We start from the raw sequence: 17,008 nt of genomic DNA on the forward strand, positions 1-17,008 counted from the left end.
AGGAAGAAAACCATGGAAGACTTCGCGCAATGGCTGGCCGTGGACAAGGTCTTGACTGCAGGCAATCGCGCCTTGCGGCTGCGCCTCGCCTACCCGCAGGGCGTCAATGACGATGTCTTGCTGCCGCAGCGCATCAGCGGCAGCGAGGCCATCTGCGGCGGTCTGGAATACCGCATCCTGTGCGTGGCCACGGAGGCACAGCTGCCGCTGAAGCAGTTCATCGCCGTGCCGGCCGAGCTACAGATCGTGAACGACCAGGGACAGCTGCGCAAGGTGTGCGGCATCGTCGCCGAAGCGTGCGCGGGGCAGAGCGATGGCGGCCTGGCCACCTATCAGCTGGTGCTGCGCGACGGCCTGGCCTTGATGGAGAAACGCATCAATACGCGCGTGTTCCGCAACAAGCATGAATTGCAGATCGTGCAGCTTCTGTTTGATGAGTGGCGACAGGGCAATAGCTTGCTCGCGGCCAGCCTGGATCTTTCCATCGACGGGGCGCTGGCGGCGCGCAGCTTGCCCGCGCGCGAATTCACGATGCAGCACAATGAATCCGATGCCGCCTTTATCCGCCGCCTGCTCCGGCGCCGCGGCATCGCCTGGTGCTTCCAGGCGGGAGCGCCGGCCAGTTCGAACGCCGCCACCACGCCCGTGCATACCCTGCTGCTGTTCGACGACGCCAGCCGCCTGGCGCACAACGCGGCCGGCACGGTGCGCTATCACCGCGATGACGCCACCGAGGAAAGGGATGCCGTGACGGCCTGGAGCGCCGTGCGCCGCTTGCAGCCGGGAAAGTCCGAGCGCTACAGCTGGGACGATGGTCACCCGCACAGCCCGCAGTTCATGGCAACGCAGTCGCAGGGCGGCGTGGATCAGGGCAGCAATGGCAATCGCTTCGCAGCCAGTCTTGACGACTATATCGTGGAGCCGCCGCTGGCCGCCGCCAGCAATGACGACTTGCGGCAACTGGGCCAGCTGGCGATGGCGCGTCACGATTTGGACAGCAAGTGTTTCCAGGGAGAAGGCTGCGTGCGCGACTTTTGCGCGGGCCAGTGGTTCAGCCTGGAAGGGCATGCGGACATCGACAGCCACCCGGTGGCCGAGCGCAGTTTCGTCATCACGGCCTTGAGCGTGGCGGCCAGCAATAACTTGCCGACAGGTCTGGACGCCCGTGTCGAGCGCCTGTTTGCGCAGAGCGGCTGGCAGTGTGACGCTGGCCAGCCGCAAGGGGCGGGTGCCGATGGCCGGGCGGTCTTGCGTTACCGCAACCGTTTTACTTGCGTGCGGCGCGGCATTGCCATCGTCCCTGCCTTTGACCCGCGCAGCGATTTTCCCGTCGTGCGCCTGCAAAGCGCGCTGGTCGTGGGGCCTGCCGGCGAAGAGGTGCATTGCGATGCGCTGGGGCGCGTCAAGGTGCGTTTTGACGCCACGCGCGCGCCGGACCACGCGCATGCCAACGGCAGCGGCGCGTCCGATACGGAGCGCGATTCGGCCTGGGTGCGCGTGGCATCGAGCTGGACGGGCAATGGATCGGGCAACGGCAGGCAATGCGGCACGCTGACCTTGCCGCGCATCGGCGCGGAAGTGCTGATCGATTTTCTCGGCGGCGACCCGGACCGGCCCATCATCGTCGGCCAGCTGTACAACGCCGTGGGCGCGCCGCCGGGCTTGAGTGCGCGCGGCGCCTTGCCCGGCAACCGCTACCTGTCCGGCATGCGCAGCCGCGAAGTGCGGGGCGGGCGCGGCAATCAGCTGTGTTTTGACGACACGCCGTCGCAGATCAGCGCACAGCTGGCCAGCGACCAGGCGGCCTCGCAACTGAACCTCGGCTACCTGACCGAGCCGCGCAGCGACGGGGCAGGGCGGCAGCGCGGCGACGGCTTTGAATTGCGCAGCGACGCCAGCGGCAGCGTGCGCACGGCCCGCTCGCTGCTGATTTCGGCCTGGAAACAGCTGGGCGCCAGCGGCAAGCAGCTCGACAGCAGCGAGCATGCCGCCGTGATGAAGGAATGCCTGGAATTGTTCACGTCCCTGGGCGAGTTTGCCGCCCAGCACCAGGCGCTGGCGCTGGACGCGGCCGGCAGCAAGGCGCTGGGGGCCGCCATTGCCGCCGACCAGCCCGCCGTCAGCATCGCGGCGCCCGAGGGCGTGGCGCTGAGCACGCCCAGGACCATCGCCGGCAATGCGGGCGCGAATATCGACCTGGTGGCACAACAGCATCTGCAGCTGAGCGCGGCCCAGCGCTGCAACGTCAACGCGGGCAAGGGCATTTCCCTGTTCGCGCACCAGGATGGCATCGTGCAGGTGGCCCACTTCGGCAAGTTCCTGCTGCAAAGCCAGCACGACTTGCTGCAGGCGGACGCCGCCAAGGACATCCGCCTGACGGCGGGCACGCGCCTGGTCGGCGTGGCGCAGGACGAGATCACCTTCATGACGGCGGGTGGCGCCTACCTGAAACTGTCCGGTGGCGCCGTGGAGCTGGGCGGGCCGGGCGCGCTGACGGTGAAGACCGACGGCCACCACTGGAGCGGTCCGGCCAGCATGAAAGGCGAACTGCCCACCTCCGGCGAAGGCGAGCTGGGCCGCGTGCCGCGCTTGCTGCGTCCCACCGACGGCTTGCCCGTCGAAGGCGTGGAAGTGCACATCGAGCGCGAAGGCGACAGCCCGTTGACGGGCGTCAGCGATGGCGATGGGCGCGGGCCGAAGGTGGCGACCGACCACCTGCAGCGGCTGAAGGGATTCTTCTTCCGCCGCCGTTCCTGAACCCCGACATCGGAGACACGCCATGCAGTTCGATCCCCACCCGCCGTTGTGCGACGATCCCAAAATCGATATCCTCGGCCAGTTTTCCTGCAACGCCAATTTCCAGAGCAGCGACCGGGACACGCTGCAACAGTTGCCGCTGCCCGGCATCATCATCTTCGTGCACGGCGTCAATTCCGACGGCGAGTGGTACGCGGCCGCGGAAGAAGGCCTGTGCAACGGCCTCAACGAGCGCCTCAAGCGTTCCTGTCATCACCTGCAGCACCGTGGCGTGGAAGGCGGCGAACTGAAGGCGGTCAATTATGGCGCCGAGATCACGGCGGAAGGCTTTCTCCATCCGGAGATGTCGGCCGATACCCTGATCCGCGATGCCGGCACGTTTTCTCCCGTGCTCCGCTTTCGCTGGGGCTACAAGGCTTCCGGCGAAGAACTGCAGAAATACGGCAAGGGCATCTACCTGAACGAACAGGATTACTGGGGCGGCGGCCCATTTGCCAATGGCTGCAGCGCGCTGGCCGACCTGTGGAAGGAGGGGCTGAGCGAGGATTTGTTTTTGTGGAACAAGATCCAGCACATGAATCCCTTTTCGGAGCGGCAAGTGTACAGTTGCCCGCCGCGCCCGTATTTCGTGCTGGCCGCCTATCGCCTGGCCAGGCTGGTCGAAGCCATCCGCCAGCAGCAGGCCGACGTGCCGGTCACCATCGTGTGCCACAGCCAGGGCACGATGGTGGCGATGGCGGCCGCCTTTCTCGGCGCCCGCCTGCCCAAGGTGGATGGCGTTCCTTGCGTGGCCGATAACTATGTCATCTGCAATTCGCCGTACAGTTTGGCGAAACGCAATAGCGCCGAGAACTGGGTAGCCGGTAATCTGCGCGCTGCGGACGGCAGCACGGGCAGGGTGACGGTGCAGGCGCGCCTGGATACCTTGAAAAACTTCTTTGCCATCATCCGCCAGCGCGCCACCCTGGGCGAACTGCAGACAGACGAGGAAATCGACCGCTGCATGGCCAACCTGCAGCACGGTTTTTCCGCCGCCAAAGACCGTGAACGATACGGGATTGCCGGCGCCGCGCGCGGCGGCAAGAAGTCATCGTATGGCCGGGTGACCATCTATTGCAATCCGCACGACGTGGTGGTGTCGTCCGTGGCCATCGAGGGCATCGGCTGGCGCGGCCTGTCGGGCTCGCTGGCCAAGGACAGCAAGGACGGCGGCGAACTGGCCGCCACCGACGCGGCAGGCGTGTGCGTGCAGCGCGTGTTTGCCCAGGGTTTCGAGGTGGGCAAGCAAGGCAGCTATCACTACTGGACCGATCACTGGCGCAAGCCTGCGCCGGGCGGCAACGATTTTTGGTTTCCGGCACAGAAATATGCGTCTTATTCCGTCAAGCAGGGCGTCGAGGCCAGCCAGGAGAGCCGCTTGTCCACCATCCTGACTGTCGGGTTTGCGCCCCTGTTCATTGTGATGACGGGCCTGGCCCGCAGCCCCTGCAATGCCTCGCCCCACAAGGATTGGAAAATCGAACTGAACGCGCCCGACTTGTTGCCGCCCTTCACGCCGCAGTCCTTGCGCTTTGGCCAGACCAGCGAGGAATTCGACGAAGGCTATGATCCGCCCGGCGAATCGCGTCAGGCGGGCAAGCAGCGCGCTGCCGGCGACGATTATCTTGCCGATCATGCCATCCCGCCCGGCGGCCTGCAGGGGCAGGCGGGAAAAGACGAGGCCAAACGCGTGGACAGCGCGAAGGGCACGGCCGACGACGAGGCGCGCCTGCGATTCGAGCAGCGCGCGGTGATACGCGCCCAGGCTGTACGGGAAGGGAAAAGTCCTGCGGGCAAAAAAGTGCAGCAGGAAATGCCCAACGCCACGCCCGACGTCGACTACCAGCAATGGCGCAGCACGCGCATCGGGGAAATGATGTCCAGCCAGGCAGGCGCCTACGCCACCGACCATTCCTCCATCCTGACCAACCCCATGCATGCGGAGCGGGCGCTTGCGTATGACGTGGCGGTGGGCGTGTGCCGCATCAAGGCTGAGCAGTTGCGCAAGTTGCGGGTGGCGGCGGATTGGAGGTTGTTGGAGTGGGTGGACGAGCCCGATTTTGCAAAGACTTTTGAGCAATATTTCGCAAGTGCCACCATTGATGAATTAAAGATAACCGTTTGGGCAGGTAGCGAAGGCGGACCGGCCAGTATGCCTAGTTTGATAGTCGATAAGCGTGAAAATCCACCACCTGCCGTCAAGCCAACGTCAGGAGAGTGCGCCCATGGGTGACATTGCAGTGTCTTAAAAATGGAGAATTCAATATGACGAAATCCTTTTTTATTTATGCTTTGATGGTTTTTCTGGCGTTGATTTCCCTGACGGCCTGTGTACGTCTTCGTTCATCGCCGCCTGCGTCGGAAAATGCTGTTACCGAGGTACCTGACACTGACAAACGCCGCTATATGGCACAGGTCGTCGCTGTGCAATGGTTGAATCCGCTGCAGCGTCGGGATTACCCCACGCAATGGCAACTACTGTGGACTATGGGACTGGTGCAGCCGAATCCAGGCGACGATATGGTCAAAGAAAATCCGAAAAAGTATTCCAGCTTGCAGGCTATTTCACCAGTCGCAGGGGGAAGTGACGGTGCGGAAACGTTTGATGGATATCATCGTAAGTACATTCGGAAAGTATTTAATTTGTTCCATGATATTTATTATTCCGACCCCGAGTATTTTTACAACGTCCATTCTGCTGAAGACAGATCACGCTGGCGTGAGCTGGCCGGCATCCATATCGAATATGCTATCCCTGAAGGAAAACTCGACCCGGTAGATGCTGGTGCTTTCGTGCAAGACTATGTGCGCCGCACCTTTACCATCGGCAACCCAAACTTCCCTACACTGTGGACCCGCTCCATCCTGCCCGAAGTTCGCGTCACCATGGGCGGCCCCAACGCCGGCTTTACTTCACTTTCCGCCGCGCTCGACTACCTGCAGAGCCATCCCAAGGAAACCGTCTGGGCCATGAACTGGGATGCGCCCAGCCGGCCTCTGGACCGACAGATCAACGAAAACCTGGTGCTGCTGGTGCTGGCCGGTCCGGACTACAAGACGGAGCGGGCGCCGCTGGCGTGGCTTGGCTATCCAAGCACGAAACAGGCGGCGGATTTTGAAGCTAAAAAGGGCGAACCGCCGCGGCTGGTGCAGGCGTGGACGGCAGCCATCGAGGAGGCGGCGGCGAAGGCCAACAGGCAAGATACGGAGATCGGCTATCTGATCCATGATGCGGGCAATACACACCAGGATGCGTCCGCACGGCTGGGCGCCCTGGCGCAGACGCTTACCGTGCAATTGCCGGAGTTCGACCTTCTCAAGCAAAGCTTCAATCTGACTGCCGTGCTGGGCGAGACGGGCGCGGGCACGGCCTTGACGAACGTGGCGCTGGGCATTGCCTACGCGCATCACTTTGGCAAGCCCGTGCTGGTGGCCGGCACCAGCGACCTGTCGGCGCCCGTGGCGCTGGTGGTGGCGCCGCCCGCCGTCGCGCGGCCGATCCGGCCCGACAAGCCGTGGTTCCGCGCGCGTGGCGGCAACCATGCGTATTTGCCGTGGTGGGGCTTGCGCCACGACGCACCCGAGTATTACCAGGGGTTTTCGCAATGAGGGCGCTGATGAGTGTTCTCATGTCGCTTTTGCTTGGCGCGTGCGCGACGCCGCCCTTGCAGGAAGCGACGGTGCCGCGCAGCGGCCCGTTGATGGCGCAGGTGGTGGGGCTGCAATGGTTGAATCCTTTGCAGCGTCGGGATTACCCCACGCAATGGCAATTGCTATGGGCCTTGGGGCTGGTGCAGCGGAATCCAGGCGACGATATGGTCAAGGAAAATCCGAAAAAGTATTCAAGCTTGCAGGCTGTTTCACCTGTCGTCGCTGGAAATGAAGGTCAGGAAACGTTTCGTGGCTATCATCGAAAATACATTCGTGAAGTCATGAATTTGTTTCGTAGTCCATATTTTTCAGATCCCGAGTATTTCTATAACGTACACTCAGCCAAGGACAGGTCGCGCTGGCGTGAGTTGGCCGGCATCCATGTTGAGTATGCTATTCCTGAAGGAAAGCTGGATATTGCGGATGCGACGGCTTTTGTGCGCGAGTATATTGGTGATATCTTTGATATTGGCAATCCGAACTTCCCTACACTGTGGACCCGCTCCACCCCGCCCGACGTCCGCGTCACCATGGGCGGCCCCAACGCCGGTTTTACTTCACTTTCCGCCGCGCTCGACTACCTGCAAAGCCATCCCAAGGAAACCGTCTGGGCCATGAACTGGGATGCGCCTAGCCGACCCCTGGACCGGCAAATCAACGAAAACCTGGTGCTGCTGGTGCTTGCCGGTCCCGACTTTAAAACGGAGCGGGCGCCGTTGGCGTGGCTCGGCTATCCGAGCACGAAACAGGCGGCGGATTTTGACGTCAAAAAGGGCGAACCGCCGCGCCTGGTGCAGGCGTGGACGGCTGCCATCGAAGAGGCCGCCGCGAAGGCCAACCGGCAAGATACGGAGATTGGCTATCTGATCCATGATGCGGGCAATACACACCAGGACTCTTCAGCACGGCTGGGCGCGCTGGCGCAGACGCTCACTCTGCAATTGCCGGAATTCGACCTTCTCAAGCAAAGCTTCAATCTGACCGCCGTGCTGGGCGAGACGGGCGCGGGCACGGCCTTGACGAACGTGGCGCTGGGCATCGCCTACGCGCATCACTTTGGCAAGCCCGTGCTGGTGGCCGGCACCAGCGACCTGTCGGCGCCCGTGGCGCTGGTGGTGGCGCCGCCCGCCGTCGTGCGGCCGATCCGGCCCGACAAGCCGTGGTTCCGCGCGCGTGGCGGCAACCATGCATATTTGCCGTGGTGGGGCTTGCGCCATGATGCACCCGAGTATTACCAGGGGTTTTCGCAATGAGACGCTTGATACATCCGGGGAGAAGAGCATGCGTGGCGTGATCCGCTTGAACGACCCCACCAGCCATGGCGGCAAGGTGGTGGGCGCGGCGCCGAAGAGTACCGTGCTGGGCGTGGCCGTGGCGCGCAAGGGCGACCCTTGCGTTTGCCCGATCAAGGGCCACGTGCGCTGCGTGATCGCCGAGGGCGATCCGCAGGTGCTGATCGATGGCGTGCCCGTGGCGTTTGACGGTCACAAGACCAGCTGCGGCGCCAGCCTGATGTCTACCGTGGGCAACAGCGGGCGCGCTTAGCCCACGCAGGCGTCGATGGCCGCGCCCAGCTTGTCGACGATCTCATCGACATGGCTGGCGTCGATGATGTAGGGCGGCGCCAGCAGGATGTGGTCGCCGTGCAGGCCGTCGATGGTGCCGCCCATGGGGTAGCACATCAGCCCGTTCTGCATGGCGTGCGCCTTGATGCGCGCGTGCAGGCGGCGAGCGGGGTCGAACGGCTGCTTGGTATTGCGGTCCTGCACCAGTTCCAGGCCCAGGAACAGGCCGCGGCCGCGGATGTCGCCCACGTGCACATGGCTGCCGAAGCGCTGGTGCAGCCGCTCTTGCAGCAAGGCGCCCATGGCGCGCACGTTGGCCAGCAGATCGCGTTCCTCGATCTGCCGCTGTACGGCCAGCGCGGCGGCGCAGGCCGTGGCGTGGCCGATATACGTGTGGCCATGCTGGAAGAAACCCGTGCCGGCGCGAATCGTGTCGCGGATGTCTTGCGACACCATCACGGCGCCGATCGGCTGGTAGCCGGCGCCCAGGCCCTTGGCGATGCAGATGAGGTCGGCCGTGACGCCTTCCTGCTCGCAGGCGAACAGGCTGCCCGTGCGCCCCATGCCGCACATGACTTCGTCGAGGATCAGGAGGATGCCGTGGCGCTGGCAAATGGCGCGCATGCGCTGGAAGTAGCCGGCGACGGCGGGCAGGGCGCCGGCCGTGGCGCCGACGACGGGTTCGGCGATGAAGGCCATGACCTTGTCCGCTCCCAGCGTGGCGATATGCTCTTCCAGTTCCCTGCCCAGGCGCGCCACGTAGTCGCTGTCCGTTTCATGGGCTGCCTGGTCGCGCCAGGCATAGCAGGGCGACACGTGGGTGACGCCAATCAGCAGCGGCTCGAACTGCTGGCGGCGCCAGGCGTTGCCGCCCGTGGCCAGTGCGCCCAGGGTGTTGCCGTGGTAGCTCTGGCGGCGCGCGATGACGTGGCGGCGCTGCGGCTGGCCCCGTTCGACGAAATACTGGCGCGCCATTTTCAACGCGCTTTCCACCGCTTCCGAACCGCCCGAGACGAAATACACGCTGTCGATGCCGGCAGGGGCGCGGGCGACGAGGAAATCGGCCAGCTGCTCCATCGGCTCGGTGGTAAAAAATGAGCTGTGCGCATACGCCATGCTGGCAACCTGCCGTTGCACGGCGGCGATCACGGCCGCATCCGAATGGCCGAGGCAGGAGACGGCCGCGCCGCCGCAGGCGTCCAGGTAGCGCTTGCCATCCGCATCGATCAGGTACGGGCCGTCGCCGCCCGTGGCGACGGGATAGCCGGCGGTCAAGCTGCGGTGGAAGACATGGCTCATGGCATCGCTTTCTTATCGGCAAGGGGGAAGCCGATTATAGGATGCGTTGCGTCGCATTGCAACGTTTGATGTATTTGTTTTTAATTTGCATCGTTTGATGTTTTTGCGTAGGCGCCCAGCGCCCGCAATTGCTGTTCCGCCGCGCCGATGGCCGTGACGGCATCGGGCCCCGCGCGCGCCACCAGCAGTTCCACCAGGCTTTCCACGGCCGCGACGCCGGCCACGATGGAGGGGAAGAACGAGGGGCTGTCGACGGCGATGACGATGCTGGCGTCGGCCTGCAGGGCCAGCGGCGACATGGCGCTGTCGCTGATGGCGACCACCCGGCAGCCGGCCTGGCGCGCCGCCTGCGCCACCAGCAGCGCTTCGCTCGAATACGGCGCGAAGCTGACGACGACGACGGCTTCGCCCGCCTGCAGGGCGCGCAAGTCCATTTCCAGGGTGCCGCCCTGGCCGCTCAGCAGCTGCACGCTGGGGCGCAGCAGCCGGTACAGGTAGTGCAGGGTATAGGCTATCGGGTGGGCGGCGCGAAAGCCGGCCACGTGTACGCGGGGCGCCGCCTGCAGCAGATTGGCGGCCCCGTCCAGGGCCGCGTGGTTGGTGCTTTCCGTGGCGGCCAGGTTGCGCTGCTGCACCGTGAACACTTCGGTGACCAGGTCGCGCTCTTTTCCCTCTTTGCCGGCCAGCGCGCCGGCTTTTGCCGCGTAGCCGCTTGGTCCCGCGCGCAGGCGTTCGACGAAGATGGCCTTGAGTTCGGGCCAGCCGGCAAAGCCCAGCTGCTGCGCCAGGCGCACGAGGGCGGCCGATTGCACCTGCGCGCGCGCGGCGATGCTGCGCATCGATGAGACGGCCACTTCGTCCGGGTGGTCGGCCAGGTAGCGGGCGCCGGCCTGGAATTGCGGACTCAGCTGCGCATGGCGCGCCTTGATCAGGTCCATCAGTGCCGCATAGGAATCGTGGGGTGTCGCTGCCTGCATCGCCGTGCCTCAGTTGATAGGTTGCGGCGATGGTACAGGATTCGTCAGCGCGCCGGTAGCGGCGCGCCTTGCACCCGGGCGGCCGTGCGTGGACGCAGGCGGGCAAACAGGTGCGGCCCGGCCGGTTTGCGGCGCGGTCCCGTCGTCAGCACGCGCAGGGCGGTGGGCAGCGGCACGTCGTGGCAGTGCAGGAACAGGGCGGCGGCGCCCGTGCCGGCCATTTCCTGCAAGGCCAGCGCATGCTCGACCAGCGCCGCCGTGCGCATGTCGAGCCGTACCGGGATGTCGGGTTGGAATAACTGTGTGTCGATGGGCCGTGCATTGCGCATGCTGTCCCCCGCCGGGTTCGCTAGTCAAGCTGCCAGCATAAAAGCGCCCCGGCGCCACCACTTTGCGCCAGATCAATTCCACTGTCGGATAGATTCCACAAGGCAAAAAAACGCCAACCGTTGCCGGCTGGCGCTGAAAACCCTCGAAGGAAGAAAGGGTGGGGGACGGGCTAGTAGCTCCAGCGGACTGAGATACCTACAACCTTGTCATAGCGCCGCACATCGCGCACATAGTCCGGCGTGTCGTGATAGTCGCGGTAGGTCGAGTCGAGCAGGTTGTTCGCGTCCAGCGTCACCGTGGTATTCGGGTTGAGCTTGTACGAGACCGACGCGTCCAGGGTCTTGGTGGGCGCCACGGTCAGGTGGATGCCCTTGCCGCGGTAGTTGTAGTCGTCGACGTACTTGTCGCGCCAGCTGTAGGCCAGGCGCGCCGACCACGGTCCCTGTTCGTACAGGCCGACGATATTGGCAGACCATTTCGACATGCCCGTGAACGGATGCGCGCTGCCATTCAATTCTTCCAGCTCGCCCGTCATATAGGTGGCGTTCGCCTGCAGGCCCAGGCCGCTCATCCAGCCGGGCAGCTTGTCGTAGAACTGCTGGTAAGCCATTTCCACGCCTTGCAGATGGCCCTTCGAGGTGTTGCGCGGACGCGTGATGTCGTACTCGATGCCGTCATACGTTTCCTTGGCCGAACCGGACAGGATGTAATTCTTGAAATTGTGGCGGAATACGGTGGCCGTGACGGAACCCGTCTGCGCGAAATACCATTCCAGCGCCGCATCGAGGTTCTTGCCTTCCACGGGTTTGAGGTCGGGATTGCCGCCGCTGCCCGTCGGACGCACCATTTCCAGGCTCTTGCCCAGGGTCACGCCGGGGTTGAAGTCGGCGAAGTTCGGGCGCTGCACCGCCTTGCCGGCCGTCAGGCGGGCGACCAGGTCCTGGCGCAGCATGGCTTTCAGGGTCAGGCTGGGCAGCACGTCCGTATCGGACGTTTTCACGCGCACGGGCGTGACGATGCCGTCTTGCGAAGAATTGCCTTGCAAGTCCTGCTTGGTCTGCACCACGCGCACGCCCACGGTGCCATCGACCGGCACTTGCGCCAGATCAAAGCCGATGCGCGCCTTGCCGTAGACGGCATTGGTTTTTTCCACATCCTTGAAGTGGGTCATCGGATCGTCCGGGCTGCGCTCGCTGCTGCCCGTAAACAACTGGCGCAAGGTGTCCGTGTTGTTGAGCATGTAGTCGCGGCACGGCGTGAGCCAGCTTTGCAGGCCGAAGTTGCCCGTGTTCTTGTGCGAGGTGCACGCGAGGCCGGGCAGGGCGTCCGCGGTCATGATCGACGTCAGCCCGCCTTGCACGTTCTTTTCGCGGATCGATTCGGCCTTGCGCTTGGCCAGGCGCACGCCGCCCGAAAATTCACGGAAGAAGCCCGTGCTGTCCATGTCGTAGGTGACGTCGCCGCGCCAGTCGGTCGAGCTGCCTTCGTCGTGGCTGTGGTTATCGTAGAAGCCCAGCAGCGTGTAGTTCTTCGGATCCAGCATGTTGTAGCCGGGGTAGCTGATTTGCGCGCCGCCGTTGACGTTCGTGCTGCCGATCACGCTGGTCGGATGGGCGAGGAAGTCGAGGATGGGAAATTCGCGCTCGAAGTTGCTGACCGTGCGCGCCAGTTCCGTCGTGGCGCGCAGCTGCGGCGTGATGTCCCAGCGCGCGCCGATGGCGCCTTGCGAACCGATCGAGCGGTCGCGCCGCGCCTGGGTCGAACCGAGCGTGAACGGCGACCAGGGGCCGTCGATCTTGCCCACCGTGGCCGCCTGATTGGTGCCGGGGATCAGGGTGATGTCCGGATTCTGGCCCCAGGGCAGCGAACCGACGAAGAACTGGCTGTCGAACGCGTGCTTGATCAGGGTCGACATGCCTTCCGCATACACTTCCACCTGCGAGTTCGGGCGCCACTGGAAGGCGGCATTTGCCGCGTAGCGCTTGCGGTCGCCCACGGTGGGGATCATGCCGACGGAATCGGGGCCCGTGATGTTGCCCGCGTCGGGGCGCTTGACGGGTTCGGCGTTCCAGATCGTCTCGTCATAGTATTTGCTGCGCTGGTAGGACAGGCCGAGCAGGGCGCCGAATTCGCCGTATGCGGTCTTCCAGCGGTTCGAGACCATGCCGCTGACGTTCGGGTCCGTCGAGCCGGACTTGTCGCGGTGCTCGGCGCGCACGTTGCCCGACGCCGTGAAGCCCTTGAAGTCGAACGGGCGGTTGGTGCGCACGTCGATCACGCCGGCCGTGCCGCCTTCGACCATGTCCGCGCCCTGCGATTTGTACACGTCCACGCGCTGCAGCATGGCCGTCGGGATGTCGGCCAGGTACAGGCTGCGGCCCACGGAGGTGAACATTTCACGGCCGTTGAGCAGGGTCACCACGCCGGGCAGGCCGCGGATGATGACGGAACCCGCTTCGCCGCCTTCGCGGCGGATTTGCACGCCCGTCACGCGGCCGAGGATTTCGGCCACGTTCTTGTCGGGGAATTTGCCGATTTCATCGGCGACGATGGAGTCGACCACCTGGTCGTTGTTCTTCTTGATCGTTTGCGCGCTTTGTGCCGCCCTGCGCACGCCCGTGACGGCGACGACGGCGATGCCGGCATTGTCGGCTGGCGCCGGTGCTGCCGTTTCCACCGTTGCTACCGCTTCCACGGCGGGCGCCTGTTGCGCCCAGACGGACGCGCTGCTCAGGAGGCCGGCGCCGGCCAGGGCGGCCACCGTGGCCTTCAAGGTCAGCCGTGTGTTTTGCTTGGGCGTGCGGGTGCCCGTTGCCATCGATTGCTTCATCTTGTCTCCACCTGTATTTTAGTTATGTTGAGAACGCCGCGGCAGTCGCCGCCAGAGCTGGAACTTGCTCAGAAACATGGTAGGTGGGAATGACTTTGCCCCACAAATGACTTCTTTTGCGATGTCAATACCAATTCCGGTATCCCTGCTGCATTCATGCGCCCTGGCGGTGCGCCGCGCGTTGTCGAACCTCACGCGGGCGCGTTGCGGACGCTCCACAGCAGGTGTCAGGCGGCGCAGGGCGCGGCGCTGTGCGCCAGCCAGGCCATGAAGTGCGCCTGCGGCATGGGGCGGGCAAAATAGTAGCCCTGTAATTCATCGCAGCCGGCGTGGCGCAGCACGTCGGCATCGGCCGCGCTTTCCACGCCCTCGGCGGTCACCGTCAAGCCCAGGGTATGGCCCAGGCCGATGATGGTTTTCGTCACCGCCAGGTTTTGCGGCGAGCCGTGGATGTCCTGCACGAAGCTCATGTCGATTTTCAGCTTGTCGAGCGGGAAGCGGCACAGGTAGTTCAAGCTCGAATAGCCGGTGCCGAAATCGTCGATCGACAGCGCGAAACCCAGCGCCTTGATGGCGTGCAGGGTGGCGATGGTGTCGTCCACGTTGTCCATCAGGATCGATTCCGTCAGTTCGAATTCGATCTGTCCCGGCGTGACGGGAAACTCGCGCAGCACCTCGCGCAAGGTGGCCACCAGGCCGCCGCTTTTCAGTTGGATGGCCGACAGGTTGATCGACACGGCGATGTCGCCCGCGCCCGCCTCGCGCCAGGCCAGCTGCTGGCGGCACGCCTCGCGGATGACCCACGCGCCGATGGCGACGATCAGGCCCGATTCCTCGGCGGCGGGAATGAAGCTGTCGGGCGCGATCAGGCCGTGCTGCGGGTGCAGCCAGCGGATCAGGCTTTCCACGCCATTCAGGCGGCTGCTTTTCGCATCGATGCGCGGCTGGTAGTACAGCACCAGTTCCTGCCGCTCGATGGCGTGGCGCAGATCGCTTTCCAGGTGCAGCTGCTGCAGCTGCTGTTCCTGCATCTGCGGCGTGAACATGCGCGCGTGATCGCGCCCGCCGCTCTTGGCCTGGTACATGGCCGCATCGGCGTGGCGCATCAGGGTATCCATGTCGCCGCCGTGGTCCGGGTAGATGGCCACGCCCACGCTGCACGAGACATACAGCTCGTTGCCTTCCACCTGGTGCGGCTCGCGCATGGCGGGGATCAGCCGCGTGTCGAGCAGCGCGGCGATGGATGCGGCATCGCCGACGCCGTTGAGGATGACGACGAATTCATCGCCGCCCAGGCGGCTGACGGTATCGCCTTCGCGCACCAGCTGCAGCAGGCGCTTTGAGACCGATTGCAGCAGCGCGTCGCCCACGTGGTGGCCCAGCGCGTCGTTGACGTGCTTGAAGCGGTCCAGGTCGACGAACAGCACGCCCACCTTTTCGCCGCTGCGGCGCGCCTGCGCGATGGCGGCCGCCAGGCGCACTTTCGACACGTGGCGGTTCGCCAGTCCCGTCAGCGCATCGTGGTGGGCCATGTGCTCGATCTGCCGCTCGCTGGCCTTGCGTTCGCTGATGTCGAGCGAGCTGGCGATGAAATGCGTGGTGACGCCGTCGAGGTCGCGCACGGCGTTCATCACCAGCCAGGCGGGATAGCTTTCCAGCGACTTGCGCTGCACCCGGATTTCGCCCTGCCAGTAACCGCGCCGCGCCAGGGTCTGGCGCAGGCTGTCGAGCTGCTCGGGCGGGTTCTCCGGCGCGAGCAGGAAGGCCGGGCGCTTGCCGATCAGCTCCACCATGTCGTACAGCGAATGGCGGCGGAAGGCCTGGTTGACGGTGATGATGCGCATGCCGGCGTCCATCACGATCAGGCTTTCGGCCGATGCCTCGAATACCTTGGCCCACAGTTCCAGGCGCGACTCCATCAGCTTCATCTTGTTGATCGGCGTGAAGGTCGACAGCACGGCGCGCTGGCCCTGGTAGTCGATCAGGCGCGCGGAAATCAAGGCCCACGTGGGCGTGCCGCCGCCGCTCCAGCACACCTCGAATTCATCGACGGCGCCCAGGTCGCTCAAGCGCTGGAAGAAGCGCGAACGGGCTTGCGGATGCATGCCGCCCACCCACGGGTCCAGTTCCAGGCCGCCCTGCCACGCGTGCGCGGCCTGGTTCGCGTGCAGCACCTGGTGATGCGGAATCGAAGTGACCATCAGCGGGATGGGAATGGCGTCGACCAGCTGGCGCTGCGCATCGGCCGCGCTGGCGCGCGCCACCAGCTCCTGCTGCGCCATGCGCTGGAAGTCGAGCTGCTGCAGCATGGTATTGAAGGCGCTGACCAGGCGGCCCGTTTCATCCTCGCTGTCCCAGATGGCGCGCAGGCTATGGTCGCCCGTTTCGCGCACTTCCTGCGCCACGCGCGCCAGGCGGCGGATGGGCAGGGCGATCTGGCGCGCGACGAAAAACACCAGGCCCAGTATCATCACCAGCAGCAGCACGGCCGTGCCCAGGTGCAGCCACATGCGCGTGAAGAAGCCGTCCACGCGCAGCTGGATCAAACGGTGCAATTGGCCTTCCGCCGCGCGCCAGGCACGCTGCAGGGCCGCGGCGGCCACCGCATCGCGGCGCAGCAGTTCCTGCGTGCCTGCGGGGTTGGCTTGCGCGCCGGCCAGCGCCTGGGTACTGGCGCGTAACTGCGCCACGGCTTGCCGCAGGGCCGCGCGCGAGCCATCCAGGTGCTGGCGCAGCAGCGGCGTGCTGGCCGCGAACGCCTCCGTGTAGTCGCTGCCGATGCCGGCCATGGTGGCGTCCATGCGTCCCTCCAGTATCAGGAACTGGGTCTGCAGGCGCTGGCGCTGCGCGCCTTCGGCCGTCGCCAGTTGCAGGGCCAGGGCGCGCGTGCTGTTGATCACTTCCAGCAGTTCGGGGAAGCGCAGGATCACCAGCGACATCGTGTAGTAGCTGTCCAGGTCCGGGTCGAGGATCAGGTTCGATTGGTTGCCCACGCGCGTGAGCAGTGCGCGCCCGGCCACGAAGGCGGGCGAGGGCGCGATGCTGTCGTCCGGCGCAGCGGAAATGCTGTCGGCCTGGCGCAGCAGGGCGGCAAATTGCGCATTCAGTTCGGCGCTGCGCATGCCGGCGCCGAAGCGGCTTTCGGCCTGCTCCACGGCCGCTGTCTGTGCGTCCGGCTGCGCCGTGCTGCGCGCCAGGGGCAGCAGTGCATCGCGGATCGTGGCGATATAGTCATTGCCCGCCATCTCCTTGCGCGAGAAATCGATGGCGATGTATTTTTCGTTGATGAGGATGCCGGAAATGAAGATGACGGCGGACAGGTCGAGCAAATAGATCAGCGCCAGTTTGCGCCCCACCGTCAATTTCCCGATCATGCGCGAGATTCTGCCCACCATGCGTGCCCCACCTTCTCGTCAGCCCATTTATGTTTTCTTATGAGCAATTTTCATGCCTGAATTTACAAGCTTGCAAGGGGACTTTTGCACCATGCAGGTGCGCGGCGGGAGACGGCGGACGATAAAAAAAGGGCGGCCCGCAGGCCGCCCTTGTGTGCACTGTTA

10 protein-coding genes are annotated in these 17,008 nt (G+C 64.7%); 5 read left to right on the top strand and 5 right to left on the bottom strand.

Annotated features, from left to right (window positions below):
* Window positions 1-12 precede the first annotated feature (12 nt).
* Genes O3301_RS08490 through O3301_RS08510 form a run of 5 tightly spaced genes read left to right on the top strand, consistent with a single transcriptional unit; the run spans window position 13 to window position 7,992 of the window.
* Window positions 13-2,757 (top strand): type VI secretion system Vgr family protein, encoded by a 2,745-nt coding sequence (locus O3301_RS08490; protein ID WP_305056120.1) that lies wholly within the window; start codon window positions 13-15, stop codon window positions 2,755-2,757.
* A 22-nt stretch (window positions 2,758-2,779) separates the two neighbouring features.
* On the top strand, window positions 2,780-5,029 hold the full coding sequence (locus O3301_RS08495; RefSeq protein WP_305056121.1) for a hypothetical protein: 2,250 nt from the start codon (window positions 2,780-2,782) through the stop codon (window positions 5,027-5,029).
* Between the two features lie 32 nt (window positions 5,030-5,061).
* The gene (locus tag O3301_RS08500; protein ID WP_305056122.1) at window positions 5,062-6,405 is read left to right on the top strand and encodes a hypothetical protein; all 1,344 of its coding nucleotides are present in this window, start codon (window positions 5,062-5,064) and stop codon (window positions 6,403-6,405) included.
* Entirely contained in the window at window positions 6,402-7,700 is a 1,299-nt protein-coding gene (locus O3301_RS08505; protein WP_305056123.1) for a hypothetical protein, read from the top strand. Before O3301_RS08500 ends, O3301_RS08505 begins: the two co-directional genes overlap by 4 nt.
* A gap of 28 nt (window positions 7,701-7,728) precedes the next feature.
* The gene (locus O3301_RS08510) at window positions 7,729-7,992 is read left to right on the top strand and encodes a PAAR domain-containing protein (protein ID WP_289904035.1); all 264 of its coding nucleotides are present in this window, start codon (window positions 7,729-7,731) and stop codon (window positions 7,990-7,992) included.
* Here the strand turns inward: O3301_RS08510 and O3301_RS08515 are convergent.
* The 5 genes from O3301_RS08515 to O3301_RS08535 all read right to left on the bottom strand — a co-directional run bounded on the left by O3301_RS08515 (window position 7,989) and on the right by O3301_RS08535 (window position 16,822).
* Window positions 7,989-9,311: an aspartate aminotransferase family protein gene (locus O3301_RS08515; RefSeq protein ID WP_305056124.1), complete on the bottom strand. Its 1,323-nt coding sequence runs from the start codon at window positions 9,309-9,311 to the stop codon at window positions 7,989-7,991. The genes O3301_RS08510 and O3301_RS08515 overlap by 4 nt on opposite strands.
* Window positions 9,312-9,391: 80 nt before the next feature.
* Window positions 9,392-10,288 (bottom strand): MurR/RpiR family transcriptional regulator, encoded by an 897-nt coding sequence (locus tag O3301_RS08520; protein WP_305056125.1) that lies wholly within the window; start codon window positions 10,286-10,288, stop codon window positions 9,392-9,394.
* Between the two features lie 44 nt (window positions 10,289-10,332).
* Window positions 10,333-10,617 carry a hypothetical protein gene (locus tag O3301_RS08525; protein ID WP_077407612.1) on the bottom strand — a complete coding sequence of 95 codons (285 nt, stop codon included), beginning with the start codon at window positions 10,615-10,617 and terminating at the stop codon, window positions 10,333-10,335.
* Window positions 10,618-10,787: 170 nt separating this feature from the next.
* Window positions 10,788-13,448 (bottom strand): TonB-dependent receptor, encoded by a 2,661-nt coding sequence (locus O3301_RS08530; RefSeq protein ID WP_305056126.1) that lies wholly within the window; start codon window positions 13,446-13,448, stop codon window positions 10,788-10,790.
* Between the two features lie 227 nt (window positions 13,449-13,675).
* Window positions 13,676-16,822 carry an EAL domain-containing protein gene (locus O3301_RS08535; protein ID WP_305056127.1) on the bottom strand — a complete coding sequence of 1,049 codons (3,147 nt, stop codon included), beginning with the start codon at window positions 16,820-16,822 and terminating at the stop codon, window positions 13,676-13,678.
* Between the last annotated feature and the right edge of the window lie 186 nt (window positions 16,823-17,008).

The organism is Janthinobacterium sp. SUN211 (assembly GCF_030587315.1).
Taxonomy (GTDB): domain Bacteria; phylum Pseudomonadota; class Gammaproteobacteria; order Burkholderiales; family Burkholderiaceae_D; genus Janthinobacterium; species Janthinobacterium kumbetense.